The organism is Streptomyces sp. NPDC006309 (genome assembly GCF_040613095.1).
Taxonomy (GTDB): domain Bacteria; phylum Actinomycetota; class Actinomycetes; order Streptomycetales; family Streptomycetaceae; genus Streptomyces.
Genome location: NZ_JBEXRO010000004.1, coordinates 122,431 through 147,899, shown reverse-complemented (window position 1 = coordinate 147,899; position 25,469 = coordinate 122,431). Strand labels below are relative to the sequence as shown.

The window sequence follows — 25,469 nt, the reverse complement described above, 5'->3', positions numbered from 1 at the left end:
CGCCCCGTGCAACGCGGAGGCCGGCCGGCCGCGGAGTGTGCCCTGCCGCAGGTCGGACGGGTACTGCGGGGCCGGGGCCCGGGTCAGCCGGGGAGGGTGGCCGGGTTGCCGCCGTTGGCCTCGTAGCCGGCCACCGCCAGGGCGCGGTAGACGGCGAACTCCGCGGCCGGGTCGGCGCTCAGGGTCCAGGGCAGGGCGCCGACGTGACCGTCGACATGCACCAGCTGGTGCATGGCCTCCGCCCAGCGCTCGGCGCGCACCAGGAAGAAGACCAGCAGATGCCGGACGTGCGGCAGCGTCGGGTCGTCGGGGCGGGCCTCGTGCACCGCGTGCAGCGCGCCGTGGATCGCCCGGGTGACGACCTCGCTCCGGTAGAAGCCCGCGACCAGGTTCACCTCCGGGAGGTGCTCGAACACCGCGAACAGCGGCAGCGCGGCGAGCAGTGAGCCCCGCGGGGCGCGGGCGGCGGCGGCTTCGGCGAAGGCGTACGCCTGCTCGCGCGAGCCGTGCCACTTCTCGCACCAGTAGTGCAGCGCGGCCAGATGCGCGCCCATGTGGTGGGGGGCGCGGTCGAGGATCTTCAGCCACAGCTGCTCGAACTCGGCCCGCGAGTAGGCCAGTCCGCGCGCGATGGACAGCTCGGAGAGATACGGCACCGGATCGCCGGGGGCCAGCAGGGCCGCCTGGGCGCAGGCGTCCCGGGCCTCCTCCATGATGATCCGGAAGTCGTCCGTGCCCCGTGCCGACGTCCGCCAGGCCTGCTGCACCAGGAACTCCGCGTGGACGGCGGCGCCCCCCGCGTCCTTGGGCTGCTCGGCCCGCCACACCCTGAGCCACTGTCCGCCCGGCGTCGCGTGTATCCCGCCGGGGCGCTGCTGGAGCTCCAGCGCGGCGGCGCCCGCGAAGGCCTGCACCCGCTGCCAGCGCAGCTCGCCCCCGGTCTCGGTGCCGGCCAGCAGCTGGGCGGCGGCCCGGTGGTCCTGCGTGCGCTGCACCAGCTCCAGGACGTCCAGCAGGTCCTGGTCGGGGCCGGGCATGCGCACGTCCAGCTCCTCCTGGCGCACGAAGCCGTAGTCCTCCGGGTCGGCGGCGTCCGGGTGTCCCGGGGGAACCTGCTCGATCATCCCGCGCCCGCGCCGCATGACCGGGAGCAGGACGAAGCCCAGCATGAGCAGCGCCATCAGCAGCCAGAGAATCGCCATGCCCCCAAGCGAACCAGACGCCGCCGGCAATTGGCGAACCCCGCCGCGTGCCTGTGGAAAACCCTGGACCGGAGCATGACAGGGGCGCGCGGGCGTGGGCCGTCCGCACAGGGATATCCCTAGCGCCGGTGCCCCCCGGAGCCGGGCGGGACTCAGTATCCGGCCGGGCGCACTACGCTCGGTGGGCATGAGCGACAGGCACATCAGTCAGCACTTCGAGACCCTCGCGATCCACGCGGGCAACACCGCGGATCCCGCGACCGGCGCGGTCGTCCCGCCGATCTACCAGGTATCGACCTACAAGCAGGACGGCGTGGGCGGGCTGCGCGGCGGCTACGAGTACAGCCGCAGCGCCAACCCGACCCGGACGGCACTGGAGGAGAACCTCGCCGCGCTGGAGGGGGGCCGCCACGGTCTCGCCTTCGCGTCCGGCCTGGCGGCCGAGGACACGCTGCTGCGTACGCTGCTCGTCCCCGGCGACCACGTGGTGATCCCGAACGACGCCTACGGCGGCACCTTCCGGCTGTTCGCCAAGGTCGCCACCCGCTGGGGGGTCCAGTGGTCCGTCGCCGACACCAGCGACCCGGCCGCCGTGCGCGCCGCGATCACCCCGAAGACCAAGGCCGTCTGGGTGGAGACCCCCTCCAACCCGCTGCTCGGCATCACCGACATCGCCGCCGTCGCCCAGGTCGCCCACGACGCGGGCGCGCGGCTCGTCGTCGACAACACCTTCGCGACGCCCTACCTCCAGCAGCCGCTGTCGCTCGGCGCCGACGTCGTCGTGCACTCCCTGACCAAGTACATGGGCGGCCACTCCGACGTGGTCGGCGGTGCGCTGATCGTCTCGGACCCGGGGCTCGGCGAGGAACTGGCCTACCACCAGAACGCGATGGGCGCCGTCGCCGGCCCCTTCGACTCCTGGCTGGTGCTGCGCGGCACCAAGACCCTCGCGGTGCGGATGGACCGGCACAGCGAGAACGCCACCCGGATCGCCGACATGCTGACCCGGCACGCGCGCGTGACGAGCGTGCTCTACCCGGGCCTGCCCGAGCACCCCGGCCACGAGGTCGCCGCCAAGCAGATGAAGGCGTTCGGCGGCATGGTGTCCTTCCGGGTGGAGGGCGGCGAGGCGGCGGCCGTCGAGGTGTGCAACCGGGCCCAGGTGTTCACCCTCGGCGAGTCGCTCGGCGGCGTCGAGTCCCTCATCGAGCACCCCGGCCGGATGACCCACGCCTCCGCGGCCGGCTCCGCGCTGGAGGTCCCGGGCGACCTGGTGCGCCTGTCCGTCGGCATCGAGAACGTCGACGACCTGCTGGCGGACCTGAAGCAGGCCCTCGGCTAGCAGCCGCGGTCACCAGTCGGTGACCGGCGGAGTCGTCTGCGAGGGCGGCTCCGCCCACGGGCGTGCCTCGGCCGCCCACACGGCGAACGCGACGGCCGCGGCGCAGGCCAGCAGCCACAGCACCCGGCGGGCGAGCCGGCGCCGCCGCAGCCGGCGCTCGCCGCGCCGTACCGCCTCCGCGTACAGCTCCGGCGGTACCGGTGCCGGCGTCCGCTCCATGATCCGCCGTACGGCGGCCTCCCGCTCGGCCCGGTTCACCGCGTTCTCCCGCCGCGTCCGTCCCTCATGACCGTGCCACCTCCGGGCCCGCCGGGTGCGGACCGGCCGGCCGTGCGGGGTGCAGCAGGGCGGCCGCCGCGCGGTCGCAGACCGTGTGCACGTGGTCCGCGGGCAGCCCGAGCAGGGCCGCCGTCTGTTCCTCGGCGACACCCTCGTAGAGCCGCAGGACGAGGATCAGCCGTTCCCGTGGGGTCAGGGTGGCGAGCGGGCTGCCCGGATCGGGCCGGGCGCGGCCCGGGACGCCGTACCGGTGCCAGAGCGTGCGCGCGAAGCGCGTGGCGAGGTACTGGCGGGCGCAGTCGTACGGGTCCTCGCCGCGCAGCCGGTCCCAGCGGGCGTACGTGTGCGCGAGGGCGTGCGTCAGCAGGCGCCGCGCGCGCGGATTGGCGTCCGGCGCCTCCGCGGTGAGCAGCGTGGCGGCGTGCAGCAGGCGTCCGGCCGCGCCGGCGGCGAACGCCTGGAACTCCCCGGCCCGGCGGGCATCGCGGGCCACCTGCCGATCACGCACCGGGCCTCCCCCTGAAGGGGCCCTGTCCGGTACGGGACAGGCGAACCGCGTACGACGCAGGACCCGGTCTCATCTGAGACCGGCGGCGGCCCGGGGTCAAGGGGTCGGGTGCGGGTCGACCGGCCGGCGCGGGCGGGCGGGGAGCGCTCAGGCCGCCGGCGGCTGGTCCGGCGCCGCGCCGCCCGGTGCCGCCATCCGCGCGGAGAGCGCGCCGTTGAAGCGGGAGAGGAGCGTGCAGAACTGCTCGCGCTCCTCGGGCGCCCAGTCGTGTGTCAGCTCGGCCATGAGCTGACGTCTGGACGAGCGCACCTCCTCCAGCCGGGTGGCCCCGCGCGGCGACAGCTGGAGCACCACCGCGCGTCCGTCCTCCGGGTGGGAGGTGCGCTTGACGAGCCCGGTGTCGACCAGGGGCGCCACCTGCCGGGTGACCGTGGAGGAGTCGATGCCCATGCTCGCCGCGAGCGCCTTGACGCCCATCGGGCCTTCCCGGTCGAGCCGGTTGAGCAGCAGGTACGCGGCGCGGTCCATCGAGTTTCGCACCTGGCCGATGCCGCCGAGCCGGGTCTGTTCGGCACGGCGCGCGAACAGCGCCACCTCGTGCTGGAGGGTGTCGAGGAGACCGGTGTCACCGACGGTCGTCATGTCCATCGACATTTCAGGTGTTGTGGGCATGGCCGGAGGCTCGCTTCGTGATGGCTGCTGGGTTGGGGGACAGGGTACGCGGCCCGGCGCCGGGCCGTACCGGCGCTGCGCGAACCCGGTCTCGCAGCTTGGTCACACCCGTCGTGCGCGGACGTGAACTGCGATGCTGGAGTCATGAGCTACGGCACGGCCGGCACCTTGCGTTCCGTCACCCTGGACGACGTACGCGGTGCCCAGAGGATGCTCTCGGGCGTGGCACGCGTGACGGCGATGGAGGGCAGCCGGCACCTGTCCCAGCTGGTCGGCGCGTCGGTCCACCTCAAGTGCGAGAACCTCCAGCGCACCGGTTCGTTCAAGCTGCGGGGCGCCTATGTGCGGATCGCCGGGCTGCTGCCCGAGGAGCGGGCGGCCGGCGTGGTGGCGGCGAGCGCCGGCAACCACGCGCAGGGCGTGGCGCTGGCCTCCGCGCTGCTGGGTGTGCCCGCGACGGTGTTCATGCCGCAGGGCGCGCCGCTGCCGAAGATCAGCGCGACCCGGGAGTACGGTGCCGAGGTGCGCCTGCACGGCCAGGTGGTCGACGAGACGCTGGCCGCCGCCCAGGAGTACGCGGCCGGGACGGGGGCGGTGTTCATCCACCCCTTCGATCACCCGGACGTGATCGCCGGGCAGGGCACGGTCGGCCTGGAGATCCTGGAGCAGTGCCCCGAGGTGCGCACGATCGTCGTCGGGGTCGGCGGCGGGGGGCTCGCGGCCGGGATCGCGGTGGCGGTGAAGGCGCTGCGGCCGCAGGTGCGGATCGTGGGCGTGCAGGCGGAGGGCGCGGCGGCCTACCCGCCCTCGCTGGCCGCGGGCCGCCCGGTGTCGGTGCGGAACCCGGTGACGATGGCCGACGGCATCAGGGTGGGCCGGCCGGGCGCGGTGCCGTTCGGGATCGTCGGGGACCTGGTCGACGAGGTGCGCACGGTCAGCGAGGACCAGTTGTCGGCCGCGCTGCTGCTGTGCCTGGAGCGGGCCAAGCTGGTCGTGGAGCCGGCCGGGGCCAGCCCGGTCGCCGCCCTGCTGTCCGCGCCGCACGCCTTCGAGGGGCCGGTCGTCGCGGTGCTCTCCGGCGGGAACGTGGACCCGGTGCTGATGCAGCGGGTGCTGCGCCACGGCATGGCCGCCCAGGGCCGGTACCTGGCCGTGCGGCTGCGGCTGACGGACCGGCCGGGTGCCCTCGCCACGCTCCTCGGGGTGCTGTCGGCGGCCGACGCCAACGTCCTCGACGTGAGCCACGTCCGCACCGATCCCCGGCTCGGGCTCGCGGAGGCGGAGGTCGAACTGCACCTGGAGACGAAGGGGCCGGCGCACTGCGCCGAGGTCGGCCAGGCACTGCGGAACGCGGGATACCCGGTCATCGGCTGACCACCGGCCGCGCGGCCGCCGCCCGGCGGCGCGTCCGGCACGGGAGGGGTACGGCGAAGCCCCCGGCGCTCCCGCTGCGGGGCGCCGGGGGCCAAGGCGGCCGGGGGCGGGATCAGCCCGTGTACGGCTCGGCCTTCAGGATGCGCACCGATGCCTTCTTGCCGTTCGGCAGCTCGTACTCCGCGTCCTCGCCGACCGAGTGGCCGAGGACGCCGGAACCGAGCGGGGACTGCGGGGAGTACGTCTCGATGTCCGAGCTGGCGTACTCGCGCGAGGCGAGCAGGAACGTCAGCGTGTCGTCCTCGTCACCGTCGAAGGCGATCGTGACGACCATGCCCGGCGCGACGACGCCGTCCGCGGCCGGCGCCTCGCCGACCTTGGCGTTCTCCAGGAGCTGGGTCAGCTGGCGCACCCGCAGTTCCTGCTTGCCCTGCTCCTCCTTGGCGGCGTGGTACCCGCCGTTCTCGCGCAGGTCGCCCTCCTCGCGCGCGGCCGCGATCTTGGCGGCGATCTCCGTGCGCGCAGGACCAGTAAGGTACTCAAGCTCGTCCCTGAGCTTGTTGTACGCCTCCTGGGTCAGCCAGGTGACGTTCTCGCTGGTCTGGGTCACAGGGTGCTCCTCGTCGGTACTGGGAATACAAAGCATCGCCCTACCCGGAAGAATGTTCCCTCTTGGATGGGCGAAACCACGAGCCTAACAATTCACGGGCGAAAGGGGGAGGACATAAGCCATCAGAATCGCATCGACGCACGTCAGGGTCTACGCATCCGGGTGATCCGGGGGTGTCCGCCCGTCCTCAGCCGGTGTGACAGCCCAGCAGCTCGGCCGTCGTCCCGCGCGCCGTCGTACGCAGCGTGACCACCTTGTCGATCCTGGTGGCGGACCCGGAGAAGCGGAAGTCGGCCCGGCCGACCTCGGCGCCGTCGGCCGACTGGGACCGCACGGTGCAGTAGCCGGAGGCGCCGGCGTCCTTGTGCACCTCCAGATGCACCCGGACCGCCTCGTCGGACGCCTGGAAGGTGATCACCTGGCCGCTGATCTCGTTCTGCGCGACGTAGTGGTAGGCGAAGTAGCCGACCAGGGCGAGCAGGGCCGCGCCCAGCACCGTCGCGGCGACCCTGAGCTTGCGGTCGGCACGCTCGTCCGAGGAACGGCCGTAGCGGCCCTCGGGCAGCCGCGCGCTCGCCGTACTCATGATCGTCCTCTCCGCGGAATTAATCGCCCCCCGATTCCGTCACTATAGAAGCCGCCGATCGCGCCGAAGACACGGGGCGCCGACTGACCGAGGATTGAGTCTTGACTGATCAGCTGCGACTGATGGCCGTTCACGCGCACCCCGACGACGAGTCGAGCAAGGGCGCGGCCACCATGGCGAAGTACGTGTCCGAGGGGGTGGACGTGCTGGTCGTGACCTGCACCGGCGGAGAGCGCGGGTCCATCCTCAATCCCAAGCTCCAGGGTGACCGGTACATCGAGGAGAACATCCACGAGGTCCGCCGCAAGGAGATGGACGAGGCCCGCGAGATCCTGGGCGTCCGGCAGGAGTGGCTCGGCTTCGTCGACTCCGGCCTGCCCGAGGGCGACCCGCTGCCGCCGCTGCCCGACGGCTGCTTCGCCCTGGAGGACGTCGACAAGGCCGCCGGGGAACTGGTGCGCAGCATCCGCTCCTTCCGCCCGCAGGTGATCACCACCTACGACGAGAACGGCGGTTACCCGCACCCCGACCACATCATGACCCACAAGATCTCCATGGTGGCGTTCGAGGGCGCGGCGGACCCCGAGAAGTACCCCGAGGCCGAGTTCGGCCCCGCCTACCAGCCGCTGAAGCTCTACTACAACCAGGGCTTCAACCGCCCCCGCACCGAGGCGCTGCACCGGGCGATGCTCGACCGCGGCCTGGAGTCGCCGTACGGGGACTGGCTGAAGCGGTGGAACGAGACGATGCGCACCGAGCGCACGCTGACCACCCACGTCCCGTGCGGGGACTTCTTCGAGATCCGGGACAAGGCGCTGATCGCCCACGCCACGCAGATCGACCCGGACGGCGGCTGGTTCAAGGTGCCGCTGGACCTCCAGAAGGAGGTCTGGCCGACGGAGGAGTACGAGCTGGCGAAGTCCCTCGTCGACACTTCCCTCCCCGAGGACGACCTCTTCGCGGGCGTCCGGGACAATGCCTGACATGAGCGCAAGCGTGAGCCTGGCAGTGACGCACCTCGTCCCCCTCGCCAAGGAGGTGGACGAGAACAAGGTCACCCCCGGTGTCCTCGGCTTCATCGTCTTCGCGGTGATGGCCCTGGCCGTGTGGGGTCTGATGAAGTCGATGAGCAAGCACATGCGGAAGGTCGACTTCCAGGAGTCCCCGGACGCCGGCGCGGACAAGGCCGGACAGCAGGCCGACTCCCCGGCCCCGCAGGGCTGACCCGGGAGCCACCGCCCCGCCAATACCGCCACCCCCTCACCGCGGGGTGTGGCGGCCCGGCGTCATGCGCGCTCCCCCGGACCGCGGCCGGTGCCGCCCCGGCGTGGTGGGCGCCGTCCCCGTGGTCCGTACGGGGCGGGGCACGCCCGGTGCTTCCGCGTCTCTCCGCGCCGCCGGAGGCCGTGGCAGAGTGGAACGGTGAACCGACTGGCCCATGAGACGTCCCCGTATCTGCTCCAGCACGCCGACAACCCCGTCGACTGGTGGCCCTGGTCGGCCGAGGCCTTCGACGCCGCCCGCGAGGCCGGCAAACCCGTCCTGCTGAGCGTCGGGTACTCCAGCTGCCACTGGTGCCACGTCATGGCCCACGAGTCCTTCGAGGACCGGGCCACCGCCGACTACCTCAACGAGCACTTCGTCAGCGTCAAGGTCGACCGCGAGGAACGCCCCGACGTGGACGCCGTCTACATGGAGGCCGTCCAGGCGGCCACCGGGCACGGCGGCTGGCCCATGACCGTGTTCCTCACCCCGGACGCCGAGCCCTTCTACTTCGGCACCTACTTCCCGCCCGCCCCCCGGCACGGCATGCCCTCCTTCCGGCAGGTCCTGGAGGGCGTCCAGCAGGCCTGGACCACCCGCCACGACGAGGTCACCGACGTCGCCGGGAAGATCGTCCGCGACCTCGCCCAGCGGGAGATCAGCCACCAGGGCGACCGCGCGCCCGGCGAGCAGGAGCAGGCGCAGGCCCTCCTCGGCCTCACCCGCGAGTACGACCCGCAGCGCGGCGGATTCGGCGGCGCGCCCAAGTTCCCGCCGTCCATGGTGCTGGAGTTCCTGCTGCGCCACCACGCGCGGACCGGCGCCGAGGGCGCCCTCCAGATGGCGCGGGACACGTGCGAGCGGATGGCGCGCGGCGGCATCTACGACCAGCTCGGCGGCGGCTTCGCCCGCTACTCCGTCGACCGCGACTGGGTCGTGCCGCACTTCGAGAAGATGCTGTACGACAACGCCCTGCTCTGCCGGGTCTACGCCCACCTGTGGCGGGCCACCGGGTCGGACCTGGCCCGGCGGGTCGCGCTGGAGACCGCCGACTTCATGGTCCGCGAGCTGCGCACGAGCGAGGGAGGGTTCGCCTCCGCCCTCGACGCCGACAGCGACGACGGCACCGGCCGGCACGTGGAGGGCGCGTACTACGTCTGGCGGCCCGAGCAGCTGCGCCGGGTGCTCGGTGACGACGACGCCGACCTCGCCGTGAAGTACTTCGGCGTGACCGAGGAGGGCACGTTCGAGCACGGCCAGTCCGTGCTCCAGCTCCCGCTGACGGAGGCCGTCGCCGACGCCGGGCGGATCGCGTCCGTGCGGAGCCGGCTGCTCGCCGAGCGCGCGCTGCGGCCCGCCCCCGGCCGGGACGACAAGGTCGTCGCCGCCTGGAACGGGCTCGCCGTCGCCGCCCTCGCCGAGACCGGCGCCTACTTCGACCGGCCCGACCTCACCGAGGCCGCCCTCGGCGCCGCCGACCTGCTCGTCCGCGTCCACCTGGACGAACACGCCCGGCTCGCCCGCACCAGCAAGGACGGCCGCGTCGGCCCGAACGCGGGCGTGCTGGAGGACTACGCCGACGTCGCCGAGGGCTTCCTCGCGCTCGCCTCCGTCACCGGCGAGGGCGTCTGGCTGGACTTCGCCGGGCTCCTCCTCGACCAGGTGCTGACCCGGTTCACCGACCCGGAGACCGGCGCCCTGTTCGACACCGCCGCCGACGCCGAGCAGCTCATCCGCCGGCCCCAGGACCCCACCGACAACGCCACCCCCTCCGGCTGGACCGCCGCGGCCGGCGCGCTGCTGGGCTACGCCGCCCACACCGGGTCCGAGGCCCACCGGACCGGCGCCGAACGGGCGCTGGGGGTCGTGAAGACGCTCGGCCCGAGGGTGCCCCGGTTCATCGGGTGGGGGCTCGCCGTCGCCGAGGCGCTGCTCGACGGGCCGCGCGAGGTGGCCGTCGTCGGACCGGCCCAGGACGACGAGCGCACGACCGCCCTGCACCGTACGGCGCTGCTGGCGCCCGCTCCGGGTGCCGTGGTCGCCCGTGGCGTCCCGGACAGCGACGAGTTCCCGCTCCTCGCCGACCGCGTCCTCATCGACGGCGCGCCCACCGCCTACGTCTGCCGGGGTTTCGTGTGCGACCTCCCGGTGACGGACCCGGCGGCCCTGGAGGCCCGGCTGACCAGCCCCTGAACCGGCCGGGTGCCCCGGCCGGGCTGCGGCAAGGGGGACGTCGGAGGTAGCCGGGGATCGGGGGCCCCAGCAGCGGCGGGGCGCCCCACCGGACCGGCACCGCCCCGAGCCTGGCGCCCGTCCAACGGGACCGGGGCCACGCCGGTGCGGCCGCACCGGCCACGAGCGCGGTCCGGAAGCCGCCGTGCGGAAGGGGCCGGGGACGCAGCACCCTCGCCGACGTGAGGCACCGGCCGCCGCGCTCGCCGGGGAGAGCGACGAGCATGCGGAAGACGACCGTCGGGCAGCAGCAGGTCGCCGTTCGGGTGGCTCAGCCGTCCTGGGCGCGCATGCTCAGCGCCCGCTCCACGACCGCCTCCAGCTGTGCGTGGTGGGCGCCCTTCCAGTAGGCCCGGCCGCAGGCCGTGCACCGGGCGAAGACGTCGTACGACCGCTGGGTGCCGCCCTTGAGCTGGTCGGCGACCTCTTCCCGGGTGGCCTCCCTCAGCAGGCCGTTGCAGGCGGTGCAGCGGGTCCAGGGGGCCAGGTCGGGGGCGAAACGCTCCAGGACGTCGTGCAGCTGGTCGTCGGGCCGGGTGCTGCGGACGAAGGCGCCGGCCCACAGTTCCCGGCGGCGCAGCAGACCCCGGTCGCGGCTCAGCAGGACCCGCTTCTCGGCCGCCGAGCGGGCGGCGAGCGCCGGGTCGCCGATGTCCGTCGACTCGTACGCCGTGTCGACGCCGAGCAGCCGCAGCCGGCGGGCCAGGGTGCCGAGATGGACGTCGAGGAGGAAGCGCAGGGGCGCGCCGGGGACCCGCTGGGGGCGCGCCACCTCCCGGACCCGCACGGTCTCGCCCGCCGCCGGGACGTGGGACACGGCGACCTCGCGGCCGTCCACGACCAGCGCGCCGACCTCGGTCAGCGGCACCCCGAGGGACTCCACGACGTGGCCGAGGGTCGAGACGCCGTCCGTGGTCACGGCCGTGGCGCCGGCGCGCCGGGCGGGCGGCACGAACAGCTGGAGTGCGGGGGCGACTTCGACGTGGATCTCGGGTCCGTTCACCCCGTCAGGATCCCACGGGCCGCCGTCCGCGACTCAGGGGTTCTCCCCGGCCAGGCCGTGCGCCAGGACGTCCAGGGCGCGGTCGGCCAGGGCCGCGAGGTCGTCCCGGTGGTCCTTCTCCGCCCAGTACAGGGAGGTCTCCATCAGGCCGCCGGCCAGGGACTCGGCGTGGACCCGCACCTCCAGGCCGTCCGGGTCGAGGCCGGTGCGCTCGCCGATGGCCTGGCAGAGCATGCGGCCGGTGACCGACATCCGCTCCCTCATGCGGGCGCGCACCGCGGGGACCTGGACCATCAGCCGGGTCAGCAGCCGGGAGGTGCGCGCGTCCTCCTCGACGCCCCGCCGGACGGCCTGCCGCAGGACGTGGCGGACGGTGTCCGGCCACGGTTCCTCCGGTGGCCGCCGACGGATCTCCGCCAGGAGGTGCGCGCCGTACTCGTCGGTGACGACGATGTCCTCCTTGGCCGGGAAGTACCTGAGGACGGTCGACGGTGACACCTCGGCCCGGGCGGCGATCCGGTCGATCGTCGTGGCCTCCCAGCCCTGTTCCTCGATCAGCGCGTACGTGGCCGCGCGGATCGCCTCCCGGGTCTTGGTCTTCTTGCGTTCGCGCAGGCCGGGGCGGCGCCCGTCGGGGGCGGAGGCGGTGGGCGGGGGTGCGGCCGTCATGCGGTCATTGTCGGCCATCCGCCGTGGCGGCGGCCATGGCCGGGCGGGCGGGGTCAGGCGTGCCGGTAGGCCACCAGCGAGATGCCGACGTAGTGCACGACGAACGCGGCGAGGGTCAGGGAGTGGAAGACCTCGTGGAAGCCGAACCAGCGCGGTGACGGGTTCGGCCGCTTGATGCCGTACACGACTCCGCCGGCGCTGTAGAGCAGCCCGCCGACGACGACCAGGACCAGGACGGCGATGCCGCCGGTGCGCGCGAAGTCGGGCAGGAAGAAGACGGCCGCCCAGCCCATGGCGATGTAGCAGGGCGTGTAGAGCCAGCGCGGGGCGCCGACCCAGAAGACGCGGAAGGCGATGCCGGCGGCGGCGGCGCCCCAGATCCCCCACAGCAGCCACCGGCCCTTGGAGCCGGGCAGGAGCAGCAGGGTCAGCGGGGTGTAGGTGCCCGCGATGATCAGGAAGATGTTGGCGTGGTCGAGGCGGCGCAGGAGCCGGTCCGTCCGGGGGCTCCAGTCGCCCCGGTGGTACAGCGCGCTGACGCCGAAGAGCAGGCAGGCCGTGAGGACGTAGATCCCGCAGGCGAGGCGGCCTCTGGCGGAGTGGGCGCCGGCGGTGAGCACGAGTCCCGCGATGAGTACGGCCGGGAACATGCCCAGGTGCAGCCAGCCGCGGAGCCGGGGCTTGACCGGGTGCGGCAGGGAGATCTCGACGGGACCGCGGCCGGCGGCCGGCGTGTCCGTGGACGTGTCGGGGACGGACGCAGTCATGGACCGCATGGTACCCAGGCCGCCGGAAATCGCCCGTCAGTGCTCCTTTGAAGGCGCCGTGGCAAAAAGTCCTTCAGTTGAACCCAACGTGGACGCAAAGAACCGCGGAAACCGTGGGATTCCTCACGCTGCTCACCTGTGATGCCCTCTGGACAGATGGGCACTAAACTCGGATGATCAAATGAGTGCGGTCGGCACCGGATGAGCGGGCTACGAAGCATCCGGGTCGCGGCCCCCACGGGGCGAACAACCCAAAAATCCCTCATTTAGGAGCAATCGTGGCGCGCGACATCGCGGCTCCCACCGTCGTCCCCACCCACCACCAGGAACTGATCTCGTGGGTCAACGAGATCGCCGAACTGACGCAGCCGGACAGCGTGGTCTGGTGTGACGGCTCCGAGGCCGAGTACGAGCGGCTGTGCGAGGAACTGGTCGCTAAGGGCACGTTCCGGAGGCTGGACCCGGTCAAGCGCCCCCACTCCTACTACGCCGCCTCCGACCCGACCGACGTCGCGCGCGTCGAGGACCGCACCTTCATCTGCTCCGAGAAGGAGGAGGACGCGGGCCCGACCAACCACTGGAAGGCCCCCGCCGAGATGCGGGAGATCTTCACCGGCGAGCAGGGCCTGTTCCGCGGCTCCATGCGCGGCCGCACCATGTACGTCGTGCCCTTCTGCATGGGCCCCGTCGGCTCCCCGCTGTCCGCGATCGGCGTCGAGATCACCGACTCCGCCTACGTCGCCGTCTCCATGCGCACGATGACCCGCATGGGCCGGGCCGTCCTGGACGAGCTGGGCGAGGAAGGCTTCTTCGTGCGCGCCGTCCACACCCTCGGCGCCCCCCTGGCCGAGGGCCAGGAGGACGTGCCGTGGCCGTGCAACTCCACCAAGTACATCTCGCACTTCCCCGAGTCGCGCGAGATCTGGTCCTACGGCTCCGGCTACGGCGGCAACGCCCTGCTCGGCAAGAAGTGCTACGCCCTGCGCATCGCCTCCGTCATGGCCCGCGACGAGGGCTGGCTGGCCGAGCACATGCTGATCCTCAAGCTCACCCCGCCGCGGGGCGAGTCCAAGTACGTCGCCGCCGCCTTCCCGAGCGCCTGCGGCAAGACCAACCTCGCCATGCTGGAGCCCACGATCTCCGGCTGGACCGTGGAGACGATCGGCGATGACATCGCCTGGATGCGGTTCGGCGAGGACGGCCGCCTCTACGCCATCAACCCCGAGGCCGGTTTCTTCGGCGTCGCGCCCGGCACCGGTGAGCACACCAACGCCAACGCGATGAAGACCCTGTGGGGCAACGCCGTCTTCACCAACGTCGCGCTCACCGACGACGGCGACGTGTGGTGGGAGGGCATGACCGAGGAGCCCCCGGCCCACCTGACCGACTGGAAGGGCAACGACTGGACGCCGGCCTCCGGCACCCCGGCCGCCCACCCCAACGCCCGCTTCACCGTGCCGGCCTCGCAGTGCCCGATCATCGCGCCCGAGTGGGAGGACCCCAAGGGCGTGCCGATCTCGGCGATCCTCTTCGGCGGCCGGCGCGCCAGCGCGGTGCCGCTGGTGACGGAGTCCTTCGACTGGAACCACGGCGTGTTCCTCGGCGCCAACGTGGCCTCGGAGAAGACCGCGGCGGCCGAGGGCAAGGTCGGCGAGCTGCGCCGCGACCCGTTCGCGATGCTGCCGTTCTGCGGCTACAACATGGGCGACTACATGGCCCACTGGGTCGACGTGGCCAAGGGCAAGGACCAGTCCAGGCTGCCGAAGATCTACTACGTCAACTGGTTCCGCAAGAACGACGAGGGCGCGTTCGTCTGGCCCGGCTTCGGCGAGAACTCCCGGGTCCTGAAGTGGATCGTGGAGCGCCTGGACGGCACGGCCGAGGGCGTCGAGACGCCGATCGGCGTCCTGCCGGCCAGGGGCGCCCTGGACACCGACGGTCTGGACCTGTCCGAGTCCGACCTGGACTTCCTGCTCACCGTCGACAAGGACGTGTGGCGCGAGGAGGCCGCCCTGGTCCCCGGTCACCTCGAGACCTTCGGCGACCACACGCCGAAGGAGCTGTGGGACCAGTACCGCGCGCTGGTGGAGCGCCTGGGCTGACCGCCCCCGACGACTCCACGGCCGGTCGCGTGCCCTGACCAGCGATCGTCACGGCCGGCCGTGGGACCCACCTGACCGGAAGGGGCCCCGCACAACGCTGGACGCCGGTGTCCACCGTTGTGCGGGGCCCCTTCCGTCGTCCGTACGGCCTTCTCCGGCGGCCGGGGACCGCGGGGTGTGTGGCGCCCGGTCCGCGCGTCGCTGCGGGTGCACGCGGACCGGGGCCGATCGGGGGGAGCCGGGCAGGAGGTCAGCCGGCGGTGCTGAGTTCCTTCGGCCCCGAGAGCGCGGCGCCGTGCGCGTCCATCCGCTCCGCCGTGAGGATCGCCGCGGCCGTGTCCGCGCGCGAGGCGGCGACGAGGAGCGCGCGCCCGGCGAGCGTGTGGGCGTGCCGGTGCAGCGCGTGCGGGTCGCCCGCCGCGGCCGGCGCCGCCCGCAGGGGCGTACGTCCTCCCCGCAGCCGGGCCACCTGCGCCGCGAGGCGCTCCGCGGCCGTGTCCAGGTCCTCGGACGGGGCCAGTGCGCGCAGTTCGTCGGTGACGACGAGCAGCGCCGAGAGGTGACCGGCGAGCTGGATGTCCAGCTCCTCCTCGCGCGAGCGGTGCGGGAAGCCGGAGGCGGTGCCGGCCATCGTGGTGTGGACCGACTTGGAGCGGATCGGTTCGTACATGGGGATGGCCTCCTGTGCTCTGACAGGAAACCATCCTAGCTTGGATTTCGTCTAAAGTTGAGCCGGGTCACGGAACGCGGTCCTCCGCTGCCCCTCCGTCCACCACGGCGGCCCGGCTACGGCTGGCCGTACCCGTCCAGGAAGGTGCCGATCCTCGTCACGGCGTCCCGCAGGTCGGCGACCGTCGGCAGGGTCACGACCCGGAAGTGGTCCGGTTCGGGCCAGTTGAAGCCCGAGCCCTGCACGACCATGATCTTCTCCTGCCGCAGCAGGTCCAGGACCATTTGCCGGTCGTCCCTGACCTTGAAGACCTTCGGGTCCAGGCGCGGGAACAGATACAGCGCGCCCCTGGGCCGTACGCAGCTCACGCCCGGGATCTGCGTCAGCAGTTCGTAGGCGGTGTCCATCTGCTCCTTCAGCCGCCCGCCCGGCAGCACCAGGTCGTTGATCGTCTGGCGTCCGCCGAGCGCGGCCACCACGCCGTGCTGGCCGGGCATGTTGGCGCACAGCCGCATGTTGGCCAGGATCGTCAGACCCTCGATGTAGGAGTCGGCGTGCGCGCGCGGGCCGGAGATGGACATCCAGCCGACGCGGTAGCCCGCCACCCGGTAGGCCTTCGACATGCCGTTGAAGGTCAGGGTGAGCAGGTCGGGGGCGACCTTCGCGGTCGGGGTGTGCGTGGCGCCGTCGTAGAGGATCCGGTCGTAAATCTCGTCCGAGCAGACCAGCAGGTTGTGCCGGCGGGCGATGTCGGTCAGGCCCCTCAGCATCGCCTCGTCGTAGACCGCGCCCGTGGGGTTGTTCGGGTTGATGATGACGAGCGCCTTGGTGCGGTCGGTGACCTTGCGCTCGATGTCGGCGAGGTCGGGCATCCAGTCCGCCTGCTCGTCGCAGCGGTAGTGCACCGCCGTGCCGCCGGAGAGGGAGACGGCCGCCGTCCACAGGGGGTAGTCCGGGGCGGGCACGAGGACCTCGTCGCCGTCGTCCAGCAGGCCCTGCATCGCCATCACGATCAGCTCGGAGACGCCGTTGCCGATGAAGACGTGCTCGACGTCCGTCTCGATGCCGATGGTCTGGTTGTGCATGACGACCGCGCGGCGGGCGGCGAGCAGGCCCTTGGCGTCGCCGTAGCCGTGCGCCGTGGAGACGTTGCGGAGGATGTCCTCGAGGATCTCCGGGGGGCACTCGAAGCCGAACGCCGCCGGGTTGCCGGTGTTCAGCTTGAGGATGCGGTGGCCCGCCGCCTCCAGCCGCATGGCCTCCTCGAGAACCGGGCCCCGGATCTCGTAACAGACGTTGGCGAGCTTCGTCGACTGGATCACCTGCATGCCCGCGAGCTTACGGCTCGGTAACGCCTCGTGGGCCGTGTTTTCCACCACGTGAGACACAGAGGTTTGCCCGGATATCGCCGTTGGTTGTCTCAGGAGTCACTTGCGTCTCTAGAATCCGCTGACATGTCCACGGAACGGCAGCATGAGGCGGGGGCGCACGACCCGCGGGGAGCGGACGGCGCGCCGGGAGTCCGGCCGAACGTCTACCACCCGCGGCCGGCCCCGGCCCCGGCCTACGAGGAGTACGTCGACCCGGCCGCGGCGCACGGCTGGCAGGACGCGTACGACGCCACGCGCGAGCTGCCCCCGGTGCCCGCGGAACCCGCGCCGGGCGGGTCCGGCGCGGGCCGGGCCGGGCGCCGGCGGGCGCGGCGGCGCGTGAGTGACCGCCGCCGGGGGGCGGTGGTCGCCGGCGCCCTGGGGGTGGCCGGAACCGTCGCGGTGATCGCCGCTCTGTCCGGTGCGCAGACCCCGGCCGGATCCCGTCCCGTGGACGGCGGACGGGTCGCCGGCGGCACGCCCGCCACCGACGGCGGCGGCACGGACGCACCCACCCCGGTGACGACGGCCCCGGCCGGCACGGCACCGGTCACCGCCGCGGTTTCCGCCGTGGCCCCGACCTCCCGCACGGCCGCCGCCCGCCCCTCCGGCGGTACCGCACCGAGCACCCCCCCGGGCGGGCCGGACGGCAGCACACCCGCCACGACCACGGCCCCCGCGACGCCCTCGGCCGGCCCCACGTCCACCGCCCCGACCGCCGGCCCGACGGTGTCCGCCTCCGGCAGCCCGTACGTCCGGGGTCACGGCCACAGATGGCCGAAGCGGCCGCGCTGACCCGCGCGAGCACCTCAACGACCCCGTTTGCAGCAGTGGTTGGGAAGAATGGGTGCCGTAGAACCCGCCCCGGTGCGAGGGTTGACCGCGCGCACAGGGAAACCCCTATGACCTGACGCGGCTTCTTGTCCCCGAGCCCTCCGGCCCATGAGAATGCGCATGACAATCGAGTGGGCGGCCGGAGGACCTCCGGTCGCCCAAGTCGTAAGAGGGGACCCCCACATGAACAAGCCTCTCCTTGCCGCGCTCTCCTCCCTGGCGATAGCCGGACTGGGCGCGACACCGGCGGTCGCGGCCCCGTCCGCCGCGCCGCACACCACGGCCCCGCACGCCGCCGCGCAGGCCGCCGCCCCGCACTCCGCCAAGGCCGCCGCGGTGACCGTCAACTTCGCCGGCACCGTCTCGCTGAGCAACTGCTCCGGCTCCGTCATCCGCTTCCCCAACTCCGCCGACACCGACCCGGCGCTCGTGCTGACCAACGGCCACTGCCTGGAGACCGGCTTCCCGGCACCCGGCGAGGTCATCACCGGCCAGTCCTCCAGCCGTACCTTCGGGCTGCTGAACTCCGCCGGCACCAAGGTCGCCACCCTCCGCGCCAACCAGGTCGTCTACTCGACCATGACGGACACCGACGTCACGATCTACCGCACCACCACCACGTACGCGGCGATCAGGAGCTCGTACGGCATCAGCCCGCTCACCGTGCAGGACACGCACCCGGTCGCCGGCACCGCCATCAAGGTGGTCTCCGGCTACTGGAAGCGCATCTACAGCTGCAACATCGACGGGTTCGTGTACCGCCTCAAGGAGGGCGACTGGACCTGGAAGGACTCGGTCCGCTACACCTCGGCCTGCGACACCATCGGCGGCACCTCCGGCTCCCCGGTCATCGACACCACCACCGGCAAGGTCGTCGCCGTGAACAACACGGGCAACGAGGACGGCCAGCGCTGCACGGAGAACAACCCGTGCGAGGTCGACGCGAACGGCAACGTCACCGTCCGTCAGGGCATCAACTACGCCGAGGAGATCTACAACATCCCGGCCTGCTTCACCACCGGCAACAAGCTCAACCTGAGCGCGTCCGGCTGCACGCTGCCCAAGCCGTAACCACCGGCGGCGGGCGGTCACACCGGAGTACGGCGGACCGCCCGCCCCGCCAGCACGTCCGTCCGCCTGCCGTCCTCGATGACGAACCGGCCGTCGACCAGGACGTACGGGATGCCTTCCGGCAGTCGGCGCGGCTCGGCGAAGGTGGCGCCCGGCGCGACCGCCGCCGGGTCGAACAGCACCAGATCGGCCCGGTAGCCCTCGCGCACCAGCCCCCGGTCCGGCAGCCGCAGCCGGGCCGCCGGCCGCCCGGTGAGCCGGGCGACGCACTCCTCCAGCGTCAGTACGCCCAACTCCCGCACGTAGTGCCCGAGATAGCGCGGGAAGGTGCCGTAGGCGCGCGGGTGCGGCTTGCTGCCCCGCAGGATGCCGTCGGAGCCGCCGGTGTGCGCCCGGTGCCGCATGATCGCGCGGACGTTCTCCTCGTGGCCCACGTGCTGGAGGACCGTCGTCCCCAGCCGGTCCCGCAGCAGCAGCTCGCGCGCCGTGTCCCAGGGCGTCTCGCCGCGCAGGTCCGCCGCCTGCCGCACGGTACGGCCCACGAGAGCGCCCAGCGCCGGGTCGGTGACCCCGGAGATCTCGACCGTCTCCCACTCCACGGGCACACCGTGGCAGCCGTCGGAGCCGGTCACCTCCAGGTCGTGCCGGATGCGCCCGGCCGTCTCCGGGTCGCCGAGCCGGGCCAGGATCTCCTCCGGGCCGCCCTCGCTCGCCCAGCCCGGCAGCAGCGCCGCCAGGGTGGTGCAGCCGGGCGTGTAGGGGTAGGTGTCCAGCGTGATGTCGGCGCCCTCGTCCAGGGCCCGGTCGAGCAGGGCCAGCAGCTCGGGCGCCCGGCCCCGGTTCACGCCGAAGTTCATCGTGGCGTGGGCCAGGTGCAGCGGACAGCCGGCCTCCCGGGTCAGGGCGACCATCTCGGCGTAGGCCGCCAGGGCGCCGGCGCCGTAGGAGCGGTGGTGGGGACAGTAGTAGCCGCCGTACGACGCCACCACCCGGCACAGCTCGGTCAGTTCGCCGTCCCGGGCGTACATGCCGGGCGTGTAGGTCAGGCCGGAGGACAGCCCGACCGCGCCCTGCTCCAGCCCCTCCGCCACCAGCCGCCGCATCCGGTCCAGTTCCCCGGGGGTGGCCTCGCGGTCCTCCCAGCCGACGACGAGGGCCCGGACGGTGCCCTGCGGGACGAGGTAGGCCGCGTTCACGGCGATGCCGCGGTCCAGCCGGTCGAGGTACTCGCCCACCGACCGCCAGTCGAAGTCGACGTCGTCGCCGTACCCGTTCCAGCCGGTGATCGCCCGGCGCACCTCCGCCAGCGTGCGGTCGTCCACCGGCGCGTACGACAGCCCGTCCTGGCCGATCACCTCCAGCGTGACCCCCTGCGCGGCCTTCGCGCTGTGGTCGGGGTCGCGCAGCAGGGCCAGGTCGGAGTGGGCGTGCATGTCGATGAAGCCGGGGGAGAGGACCAGGCCCTCGGCGTCCAGCTCCCGCACGGCACCGGGCCGCTGGCAGCCCGCGGCGGCGGCCTCCTTCACGATCGAGACGATCCGGCCGCCGTCGACCACGACGTCGGCGCGGTAGGAGTCCGCGCCGCTGCCGTCGACGACGTCGGCGTCCCGGATGACCAGATCCTCCACGCGGGCCTCCTAGAAGAACGTGCGGACGTAGTCGACGACCGTGCCGTCGGCCTCGGCCACCGGGATCAGCTGCCACTTGTCGAAGACCGTGCACGGGTGGGACAGCCCGAAGCCGATCCAGTCGCCGGTCTCCACGTCCGCGCCGGGTGCGGTGCGCAGCCACAGGTGCTGGTCGGACAGGGCGCTCACCTCGATGCCGGCCGCCGGACGCTCCGTACCGTCCCGGCGTACCACGTGGGCCACCGGGAGGTCGAGGTCGTAGGCGGCGTCGCGCTTGCCCGCGTTGACGAACGCCTCCGTGGGCGACGGCCGCGACACCACCTGCGCCCACAGCCGGAACGCGGGCTCCAGCGCGCCCTCCTCGGGCACCCGGTTGAACGGCGTCAGCCTGTCGTAGTGCACGTCGTCGTGCGAGACGTAGGCGCCGGAACGCAGCAGCCGCAGCACCGGCAGGGAGAGCCGGGGAACGCCGGCGAAGACGTCGGCGACCGCGTCGAACCACTCGCTGCCGCCGGCGCTCACCACAATGGTGTCCGCCCCGGCGAACCGCCCGGCCCCGTCGAACTCCACCGCGAGTCCCACCAGCCGCTCCAGCCACTGCCGCACCCGCTCCGGGGAGGCGTCCGGCACCTGCGCCTCGTACCCCGCCACGCCGACGAGCCGCAGCGTGCCGGTGCCCGCCACCGCGTCGGCGACCGCGGCGGCCTCCGCCCCGGTCCGCACGCCGGTCCGCGCGCCCTCGCCCGCGCCCAGCTCCACCACCACGTCCACCGGACGGGCCGCGCCCCGCAGCGCCGCGTCCATCAGCTCGACCCCGCGCACGGAGTCGACGTAACAGACGAACCGGAACTCCGGGTCGGCGGCCAGCTCGGCGGCGATCCAGCGCAGCGCGGAGGCGTCCACCAGCTCATTGGCGAGGAAGACCCGCCGGACGCCGAACGCGCGGGCGACCCGCACCTGGTGGGGCACGGCCAGCGTGATCCCCCAGGCGCCGTGGGCCAGCTGACGATGGAAGAGCTGCGGGGCCATGGACGTCTTGCCGTGCGGGGCGAAGGCCAGGCCGTGCCGGGCGGTGTACGTCTCCATCAGCGCGAGGTTGTGCGCGAGGCGTTCGGCGGACAGCGCGAGCACGGGGGTGGTGAAGCCGTCGCCCGCCCGGAACAGGTTGCGGCGCTGGGCCGTCAGCTCACCGACGGTCAGGCCGTCGGCGTCCGGCGGGAGGCCCTTGAAGCGGTGGTCGACACGTTCCCCGGCCAGGCCGGCGAGCCGTTCCCCGGCCAGGCGGGCGAGCGCTTCGGTGCTCATGAGGCCCCTCTCTCGGTCCGTGCATCATTGCGACATGTGCAACGGCCATTGCGTGCGGTGCTGACTGGTGTCTAGCATCTCGCCGAACACCGGGTCAACGGAGAACCGTCACCCGGCAATCGACAGGAGCCATCATCGACGACGCTGCTTACGCCTCGGCCGGTGCGCACCCGTGGGACGTCGTGGACGTGGTGACGCTCGGCGAGTCCATGGTCACCTTCCTGCCCAGCCGGCCCGGCCGCCTCGCCGACGTGCCCTCCTTCGACCGGGCCATCGGCGGCGCCGAGTCCAACGTGGCCTGCGCGCTGGCGGCGTTCGGGCACACGGCACGCTGGGTCGGCCGGGTCGGCGCCGACGGCTTCGGCGACCACCTGGTGGAGCGGATCGCCGGCTACGGGGTCGACGTCTCCGCCGTACGCCGGGACCCCGGCCGCCCCACCGGGGTGTACTTCCGCACCGCCGGCGACCGCGGAACGGGCGCCCACGAAGTGGCGTACTACCGGGAGGGCTCGGCCGCCTCCGCGATGAGCACCGGGAACGTGGACCTGGCGGCCGTACGCGCGGGACGCGTGCTGCACCTGTCGGGCATCACGGCCGCACTGTCCGGCGACTGCCTGGCGCTGATGCGCGCGCTGACGGCCCCCCGCGCCGGCCGCCCCCTGCTCTCCTTCGACGTCAACCACCGCCCCGGCCTGCCGGGCACCGACCCGCCGGCCCTCCTGGAGCTGGCCCGCAGGGCGGACCTCGTCTTCGTGGGGGAGGACGAGGCGGAGCAGGTGTGGGGCGTCACCGGGGGTCCGGCGGCCATCCGCGCGGCACTGCCCGAGCCGGCGGTGCTGGTCGTCAAGCAGGGGGCGGGAGGAGCGACGGCGTTCGACGGCGAGCCCCTCTTCGAACCCGCCCCGCACACCAGCGTCGTCGCGCCCACCGGCGCCGGGGACGCCTTCGCCGCCGGCTTCCTCTCCGCCACCCTGCGCGGACTCCCCGTACGCGACCGCCTCCGCCACGGCCACCTGATGGCCGCCGCCACCCTCACCGCCCCCGGCGACCTCGCCGCACCCCCCGCCCGCGACCACGCCGACCGCCTCGCCGCCCTGGACGACGACGCATGGGGGAGACTTCGACTCGGCCCCGGCTGGACCCAGGCCGAGCGGGCCCCACAGGAGGCGAACACCCCATGAGTCAGACCGTCGACCGCGCCCTGAGCATCCTGCCGCTGCTCGCCGAGGGCCCCGCAGACCTCGGGCAGGTCGCCGACCGCCTGGGCGTCCACAAGTCCACGGCGCTGCGCCTCCTGCGCACCCTGCACGAACACGGCCTGGTCTACCGCCAGTCCGACCAGCGCTACCGCCTCGGCGCCCGCCTCTTCGCCCTCGCCCAGGAGGCGATGGAGAACCTCGACGTCCGCGAGATCGCCCACCCCCACCTCGTGCGCCTGAACGAGAGCTGCGGACACACCGTCCACCTCGCCGTGTACGAGGAGAACGAGGTCCTCTACATCGACAAGGTCGAGAGCCGCTATCCGGTCCGCATGTACTCGCGGATCGGCAAACCCGTCGCCATCACGGTCGCCGCCGTGGCCAAGCTGCTCCTCGCCGACCTCCCCGAACCCGAGCGCCGCGCCCTCGCGGACAAGCTCGACTACCCGCTGTACACCTCCCGTTCCACCCCCAACGCCGCCGCGTTCCTGCGGGAGCTGGAGCAGGTACGCGAACAGGGCTGGGCCACCGACCTCGGCGGCCACGAGGAGTCCATCAACTGCGTGGCCGCACCGGTCCGCGGCGCCGACGGACGTGTCGTCGCGGCCATGTCGGTCTCCGCGCCCAACGTCGTCGTCACCGCCGACGAACTCCTCACCCTGCTCCCGCAGGTGCGCCGCACCGCCGACGCGATCAGCGGCGAGTACTCCGGAAGAACGCCAGTGAAGGGCACCCCCGCATGACCGAGAAGACCGCGCTCACCCCGAAGACCCACACCGCCCCGCCCGCCGCGTTCTCGCACGGCGTCCGCAAGGGCAACATCCTCCAGGTCGCCGGCCAGGTCGGCTTCCTGCCCGCCGAGGAGGGCCGGCCCCCGACGCCGGCCGGCCCCACCCTGCGCGAGCAGACCCTCCAGACCCTCGCCAACGTACGGGCGATCCTCCAGGAGGGCGGCGCGGACTGGGACGACGTCATGATGATCCGCGTCTACCTCACCGACGTCGGCCACTTCGCCGAGATGAACGACATCTACAACGCCTACTTCGCGGAGCAGGGCCTCACCCAGCCGCCCGCCGCCCGCACCACGGTCTACGTCGGCCTGCCCGCCGGCCTGCTCATCGAGATCGACGCGCTCGCCGTCCTCGGCTGAGCCCCTGACGCTCCCGCGCCTCCCGCGCCTTCCTCTCCTTCCGCACGTCCCGCACGGCACGGCACCCTCCGGGGCGCCGTGCCGCGATCCCCCCTGCCCGAAAGCAGCATGCATTTACGAAGAGGACCCCCGTATGTCCGCTCAGCTCGCCGCACCGGCCCCCGCCGCCCCACCCCACACCGGGGGCCTGCTCCTCCTCGTCGACGGCACCCCCGGCCTGCTCACGGTCGCCGCCCTCGGCATCGCCCTGCTCCTCCTGCTGATCATCAAGGCCAGGATCCAGCCGTTCGTCGCCCTCCTCGCCGTCTCCATAACCGTCGGCCTGCTGGCCGGCCTCTCGGTCACCGAACTCTTCGGCACCGTCCAGCGCTCCGACGCCGTCTCGACCATCGAGTCCGGCATGGGCGGCATCCTCGGCCACGTCGCGATCATCATCGGACTCGGCACGATGCTCGGCGCGATCCTCGAGGTCAGCGGCGGCGCGGAGGTGCTCGCCGGCCGCCTGCTGAACCTGTTCGGCGAACGCCGCGCCCCCCTGGCCATGGGCCTGACCGGCCTGCTCTTCGGCATCCCCGTCTTCTTCGACGTCGGCATCTTCGTCCTGGCCCCGATCGTCTACGCCGCCGCCAGACGCTCCGGCCGGTCGATCCTGCTCTACTGCCTGCCGCTCCTCGCCGGCCTGTCCATGACGCACGCCTTCCTGCCACCGCACCCCGGTCCGGTCGCCGCCGCCGGACTGCTGCACGTCCAGCTCGGCTGGATCATCCTCATGGGCGCCGTCTGCGGCCTCCCCGCCGTCCTGGCCGCCTGGGCGTACGCCACCTGGGTCGGACAGCGGATCTTCGTCGCCGTACCGCAGGACATGGCCGACGCCGCGGAGGAGGCGAAGCGGACCGTCCTCGCCGAACAGCGCGCGCAGGGCGTGACGCAGCAGGAGCGGCCGGTACCGCTCGGCACGGTCCTCGCCATCATCGGCACGCCCCTGCTGCTCATCCTCGCCGCGACCTTCTCCTCCGTCGCCCTGGCCCCGTCCCCCGGCCGCTCGGTGCTGGAGTTCGCCGGCAACCCCTTCGTCGCCCTGACCGTCGCCCTGCTCCTGGCCTGCTACCTCCTCGGCATCCGGCGCGGCTGGTCCCGCACCTCCCTGGAGAGGGTGTCGACGGCGTCCCTGAAGCCCGTCGGCAACATCCTGCTCGTGGTCGGCGCGGGCGGGGTCTTCGGCGCCGTACTGAAGGCCGGCGGGGTCGCCCAGGCCCTGTCGGACACCTTCCACGGCGTGGGACTGCCGGTGATCGCCCTCGCCTACCTGATCTCGCTCGTGCTGCGGGTCGCCCAGGGCTCGGCGACCGTGGCCATCGTGACGACGGCGGGCATCGTGGCACCCCTGCTGGCGGCGGACCACCACTCCCAGGCCTTCACCGCCCTCGTCATCATGGCGATCTCCGCAGGTTCCATCTTCGCCTCGCACGTCAACGACGGCGGCTTCTGGATGGTGGCGAAGTACTTCGGCATCAGCGAACGCGACACCCTGCGGACATGGACGGTTCTGGAGTCGGTGCTGTCACTGGCGGGGTTCGCGGTGGCCGGTGTGGTCAGCGTGTTCGTGGCCTGACTGGTTCCGGCACAGGGAAGT

The 25,469-nt window shown here is 73.0% G+C and carries 25 protein-coding genes; 12 read left to right on the top strand and 13 right to left on the bottom strand.

The genetic code is table 11. The features are described 5' to 3' along the window. Positions 1 to 83 precede the first annotated feature (83 nt). Positions 84 to 1,202, bottom strand: coding sequence for a hypothetical protein (locus ABZ117_RS07710; protein WP_356818416.1), 1,119 nt, complete (start codon positions 1,200 to 1,202; stop codon positions 84 to 86). 187 nt (positions 1,203 to 1,389) lie between these two features. On the opposite strand from ABZ117_RS07710, the gene ABZ117_RS07705 reads away from it, so the two are divergent. Continuing rightward, a complete protein-coding gene (locus ABZ117_RS07705) occupies positions 1,390 to 2,544 on the top strand; it encodes a cystathionine gamma-synthase (protein ID WP_356818414.1) in 1,155 nt (384 codons plus the stop codon). Positions 2,545 to 2,553: 9 nt separating this feature from the next. Here the strand turns inward: ABZ117_RS07705 and ABZ117_RS07700 are convergent, their stop codons facing one another. The 3 genes from ABZ117_RS07700 to ABZ117_RS07690 all read right to left on the bottom strand — a co-directional run bounded on the left by ABZ117_RS07700 (position 2,554) and on the right by ABZ117_RS07690 (position 3,985). Then, positions 2,554 to 2,802 (bottom strand): hypothetical protein, encoded by a 249-nt coding sequence (locus ABZ117_RS07700; RefSeq protein ID WP_356818412.1) that lies wholly within the window; start codon positions 2,800 to 2,802, stop codon positions 2,554 to 2,556. A gap of 25 nt (positions 2,803 to 2,827) precedes the next feature. Next, a complete protein-coding gene (locus tag ABZ117_RS07695) occupies positions 2,828 to 3,331 on the bottom strand; it encodes a sigma factor-like helix-turn-helix DNA-binding protein (RefSeq protein WP_356818411.1) in 504 nt (167 codons plus the stop codon). Between the two features lie 147 nt (positions 3,332 to 3,478). After that, on the bottom strand, positions 3,479 to 3,985 hold the full coding sequence (locus ABZ117_RS07690; protein ID WP_356818818.1) for a MarR family transcriptional regulator: 507 nt from the start codon (positions 3,983 to 3,985) through the stop codon (positions 3,479 to 3,481). A 162-nt stretch (positions 3,986 to 4,147) separates the two neighbouring features. On the opposite strand from ABZ117_RS07690, the gene ilvA reads away from it, so the two are divergent. Next, on the top strand, positions 4,148 to 5,377 hold the full coding sequence (ilvA, locus tag ABZ117_RS07685; protein ID WP_356818409.1) for a threonine ammonia-lyase: 1,230 nt from the start codon (positions 4,148 to 4,150) through the stop codon (positions 5,375 to 5,377). 112 nt (positions 5,378 to 5,489) lie between these two features. Here the strand turns inward: ilvA and greA are convergent, their stop codons facing one another. Both greA and ABZ117_RS07675 read right to left on the bottom strand, forming a co-directional pair. Further along, positions 5,490 to 5,987: a transcription elongation factor GreA gene (greA, locus tag ABZ117_RS07680; RefSeq protein WP_356818407.1), complete on the bottom strand. Its 498-nt coding sequence runs from the start codon at positions 5,985 to 5,987 to the stop codon at positions 5,490 to 5,492. Positions 5,988 to 6,174: 187 nt separating this feature from the next. Continuing rightward, positions 6,175 to 6,573 carry a DUF4307 domain-containing protein gene (locus tag ABZ117_RS07675; protein WP_356818405.1) on the bottom strand — a complete coding sequence of 133 codons (399 nt, stop codon included), beginning with the start codon at positions 6,571 to 6,573 and terminating at the stop codon, positions 6,175 to 6,177. A 101-nt stretch (positions 6,574 to 6,674) separates the two neighbouring features. Between ABZ117_RS07675 and mca the strand changes: the two genes are divergently transcribed. From mca to ABZ117_RS07660, 3 genes are all read left to right on the top strand, one after another. Continuing rightward, positions 6,675 to 7,556 (top strand): mycothiol conjugate amidase Mca, encoded by an 882-nt coding sequence (mca, locus tag ABZ117_RS07670; RefSeq protein WP_356818403.1) that lies wholly within the window; start codon positions 6,675 to 6,677, stop codon positions 7,554 to 7,556. Continuing rightward, entirely contained in the window at positions 7,549 to 7,797 is a 249-nt protein-coding gene (locus ABZ117_RS07665; RefSeq protein WP_356818401.1) for a hypothetical protein, read from the top strand. The genes mca and ABZ117_RS07665 overlap by 8 nt, the downstream gene beginning before the upstream one ends. Before the next feature lie 198 nt (positions 7,798 to 7,995). After that, positions 7,996 to 10,029, top strand: coding sequence for a thioredoxin domain-containing protein (locus tag ABZ117_RS07660; RefSeq protein WP_356818400.1), 2,034 nt, complete (start codon positions 7,996 to 7,998; stop codon positions 10,027 to 10,029). A 310-nt stretch (positions 10,030 to 10,339) separates the two neighbouring features. Here ABZ117_RS07660 and ABZ117_RS07655 read toward each other — a convergent pair whose 3' ends face one another. From ABZ117_RS07655 to ABZ117_RS07645, 3 genes are read right to left on the bottom strand one after another with little or no spacing between them, the layout of a single operon-like run. After that, positions 10,340 to 11,071, bottom strand: coding sequence for a Mut7-C RNAse domain-containing protein (locus ABZ117_RS07655; protein ID WP_356818398.1), 732 nt, complete (start codon positions 11,069 to 11,071; stop codon positions 10,340 to 10,342). Between the two features lie 33 nt (positions 11,072 to 11,104). Continuing rightward, on the bottom strand, positions 11,105 to 11,740 hold the full coding sequence (locus tag ABZ117_RS07650; protein WP_356818396.1) for a TetR family transcriptional regulator: 636 nt from the start codon (positions 11,738 to 11,740) through the stop codon (positions 11,105 to 11,107). 53 nt (positions 11,741 to 11,793) lie between these two features. Then, positions 11,794 to 12,507, bottom strand: coding sequence for a hemolysin III family protein (locus ABZ117_RS07645; protein WP_356818394.1), 714 nt, complete (start codon positions 12,505 to 12,507; stop codon positions 11,794 to 11,796). A gap of 278 nt (positions 12,508 to 12,785) precedes the next feature. Here ABZ117_RS07645 and ABZ117_RS07640 point away from each other — a divergent pair, with 278 nt between their 5' ends. Next, positions 12,786 to 14,609: a phosphoenolpyruvate carboxykinase (GTP) gene (locus ABZ117_RS07640; RefSeq protein ID WP_356818392.1), complete on the top strand. Its 1,824-nt coding sequence runs from the start codon at positions 12,786 to 12,788 to the stop codon at positions 14,607 to 14,609. Between the two features lie 250 nt (positions 14,610 to 14,859). On the opposite strand, the gene ABZ117_RS07635 is transcribed toward ABZ117_RS07640, so the two are convergent. Then, on the bottom strand, positions 14,860 to 15,279 hold the full coding sequence (locus ABZ117_RS07635; RefSeq protein ID WP_356818391.1) for a hypothetical protein: 420 nt from the start codon (positions 15,277 to 15,279) through the stop codon (positions 14,860 to 14,862). A 116-nt stretch (positions 15,280 to 15,395) separates the two neighbouring features. Next, positions 15,396 to 16,607 (bottom strand): pyridoxal phosphate-dependent aminotransferase, encoded by a 1,212-nt coding sequence (locus tag ABZ117_RS07630; RefSeq protein WP_356818389.1) that lies wholly within the window; start codon positions 16,605 to 16,607, stop codon positions 15,396 to 15,398. A gap of 126 nt (positions 16,608 to 16,733) precedes the next feature. Between ABZ117_RS07630 and ABZ117_RS07625 the strand changes: the two genes are divergently transcribed. Beyond that, positions 16,734 to 17,444, top strand: a complete 711-nt coding sequence (locus ABZ117_RS07625) for a hypothetical protein (protein ID WP_356818387.1) — start codon at positions 16,734 to 16,736, stop codon at positions 17,442 to 17,444. A gap of 222 nt (positions 17,445 to 17,666) precedes the next feature. Further along, entirely contained in the window at positions 17,667 to 18,554 is an 888-nt protein-coding gene (locus ABZ117_RS07620) for a serine protease (protein ID WP_356818385.1), read from the top strand. Positions 18,555 to 18,571: 17 nt separating this feature from the next. Here ABZ117_RS07620 and ABZ117_RS07615 read toward each other — a convergent pair whose 3' ends face one another. Continuing rightward, complete coding sequence (locus ABZ117_RS07615; RefSeq protein WP_356818383.1) at positions 18,572 to 20,182, bottom strand: D-aminoacylase; 1,611 nt, start codon at positions 20,180 to 20,182, stop codon at positions 18,572 to 18,574. A gap of 9 nt (positions 20,183 to 20,191) precedes the next feature. After that, on the bottom strand, positions 20,192 to 21,487 hold the full coding sequence (locus tag ABZ117_RS07610; protein WP_356818381.1) for an alanine racemase: 1,296 nt from the start codon (positions 21,485 to 21,487) through the stop codon (positions 20,192 to 20,194). A 182-nt stretch (positions 21,488 to 21,669) separates the two neighbouring features. On the opposite strand from ABZ117_RS07610, the gene ABZ117_RS07605 reads away from it, so the two are divergent. The 4 genes from ABZ117_RS07605 (at position 21,670) to ABZ117_RS07590 (ending at position 25,448) form a co-directional block, all read left to right on the top strand. Further along, entirely contained in the window at positions 21,670 to 22,668 is a 999-nt protein-coding gene (locus ABZ117_RS07605; RefSeq protein WP_356818380.1) for a sugar kinase, read from the top strand. Continuing rightward, a complete protein-coding gene (locus ABZ117_RS07600) occupies positions 22,665 to 23,429 on the top strand; it encodes an IclR family transcriptional regulator (RefSeq protein ID WP_356818379.1) in 765 nt (254 codons plus the stop codon). The genes ABZ117_RS07605 and ABZ117_RS07600 overlap by 4 nt, the downstream gene beginning before the upstream one ends. Further along, a complete protein-coding gene (locus tag ABZ117_RS07595; RefSeq protein WP_356818377.1) occupies positions 23,426 to 23,836 on the top strand; it encodes a RidA family protein in 411 nt (136 codons plus the stop codon). The genes ABZ117_RS07600 and ABZ117_RS07595 overlap by 4 nt, the downstream gene beginning before the upstream one ends. Before the next feature lie 133 nt (positions 23,837 to 23,969). Further along, entirely contained in the window at positions 23,970 to 25,448 is a 1,479-nt protein-coding gene (locus ABZ117_RS07590) for a gluconate:H+ symporter (RefSeq protein WP_356818375.1), read from the top strand. The last annotated feature ends 21 nt before the right edge of the window (positions 25,449 to 25,469 follow it).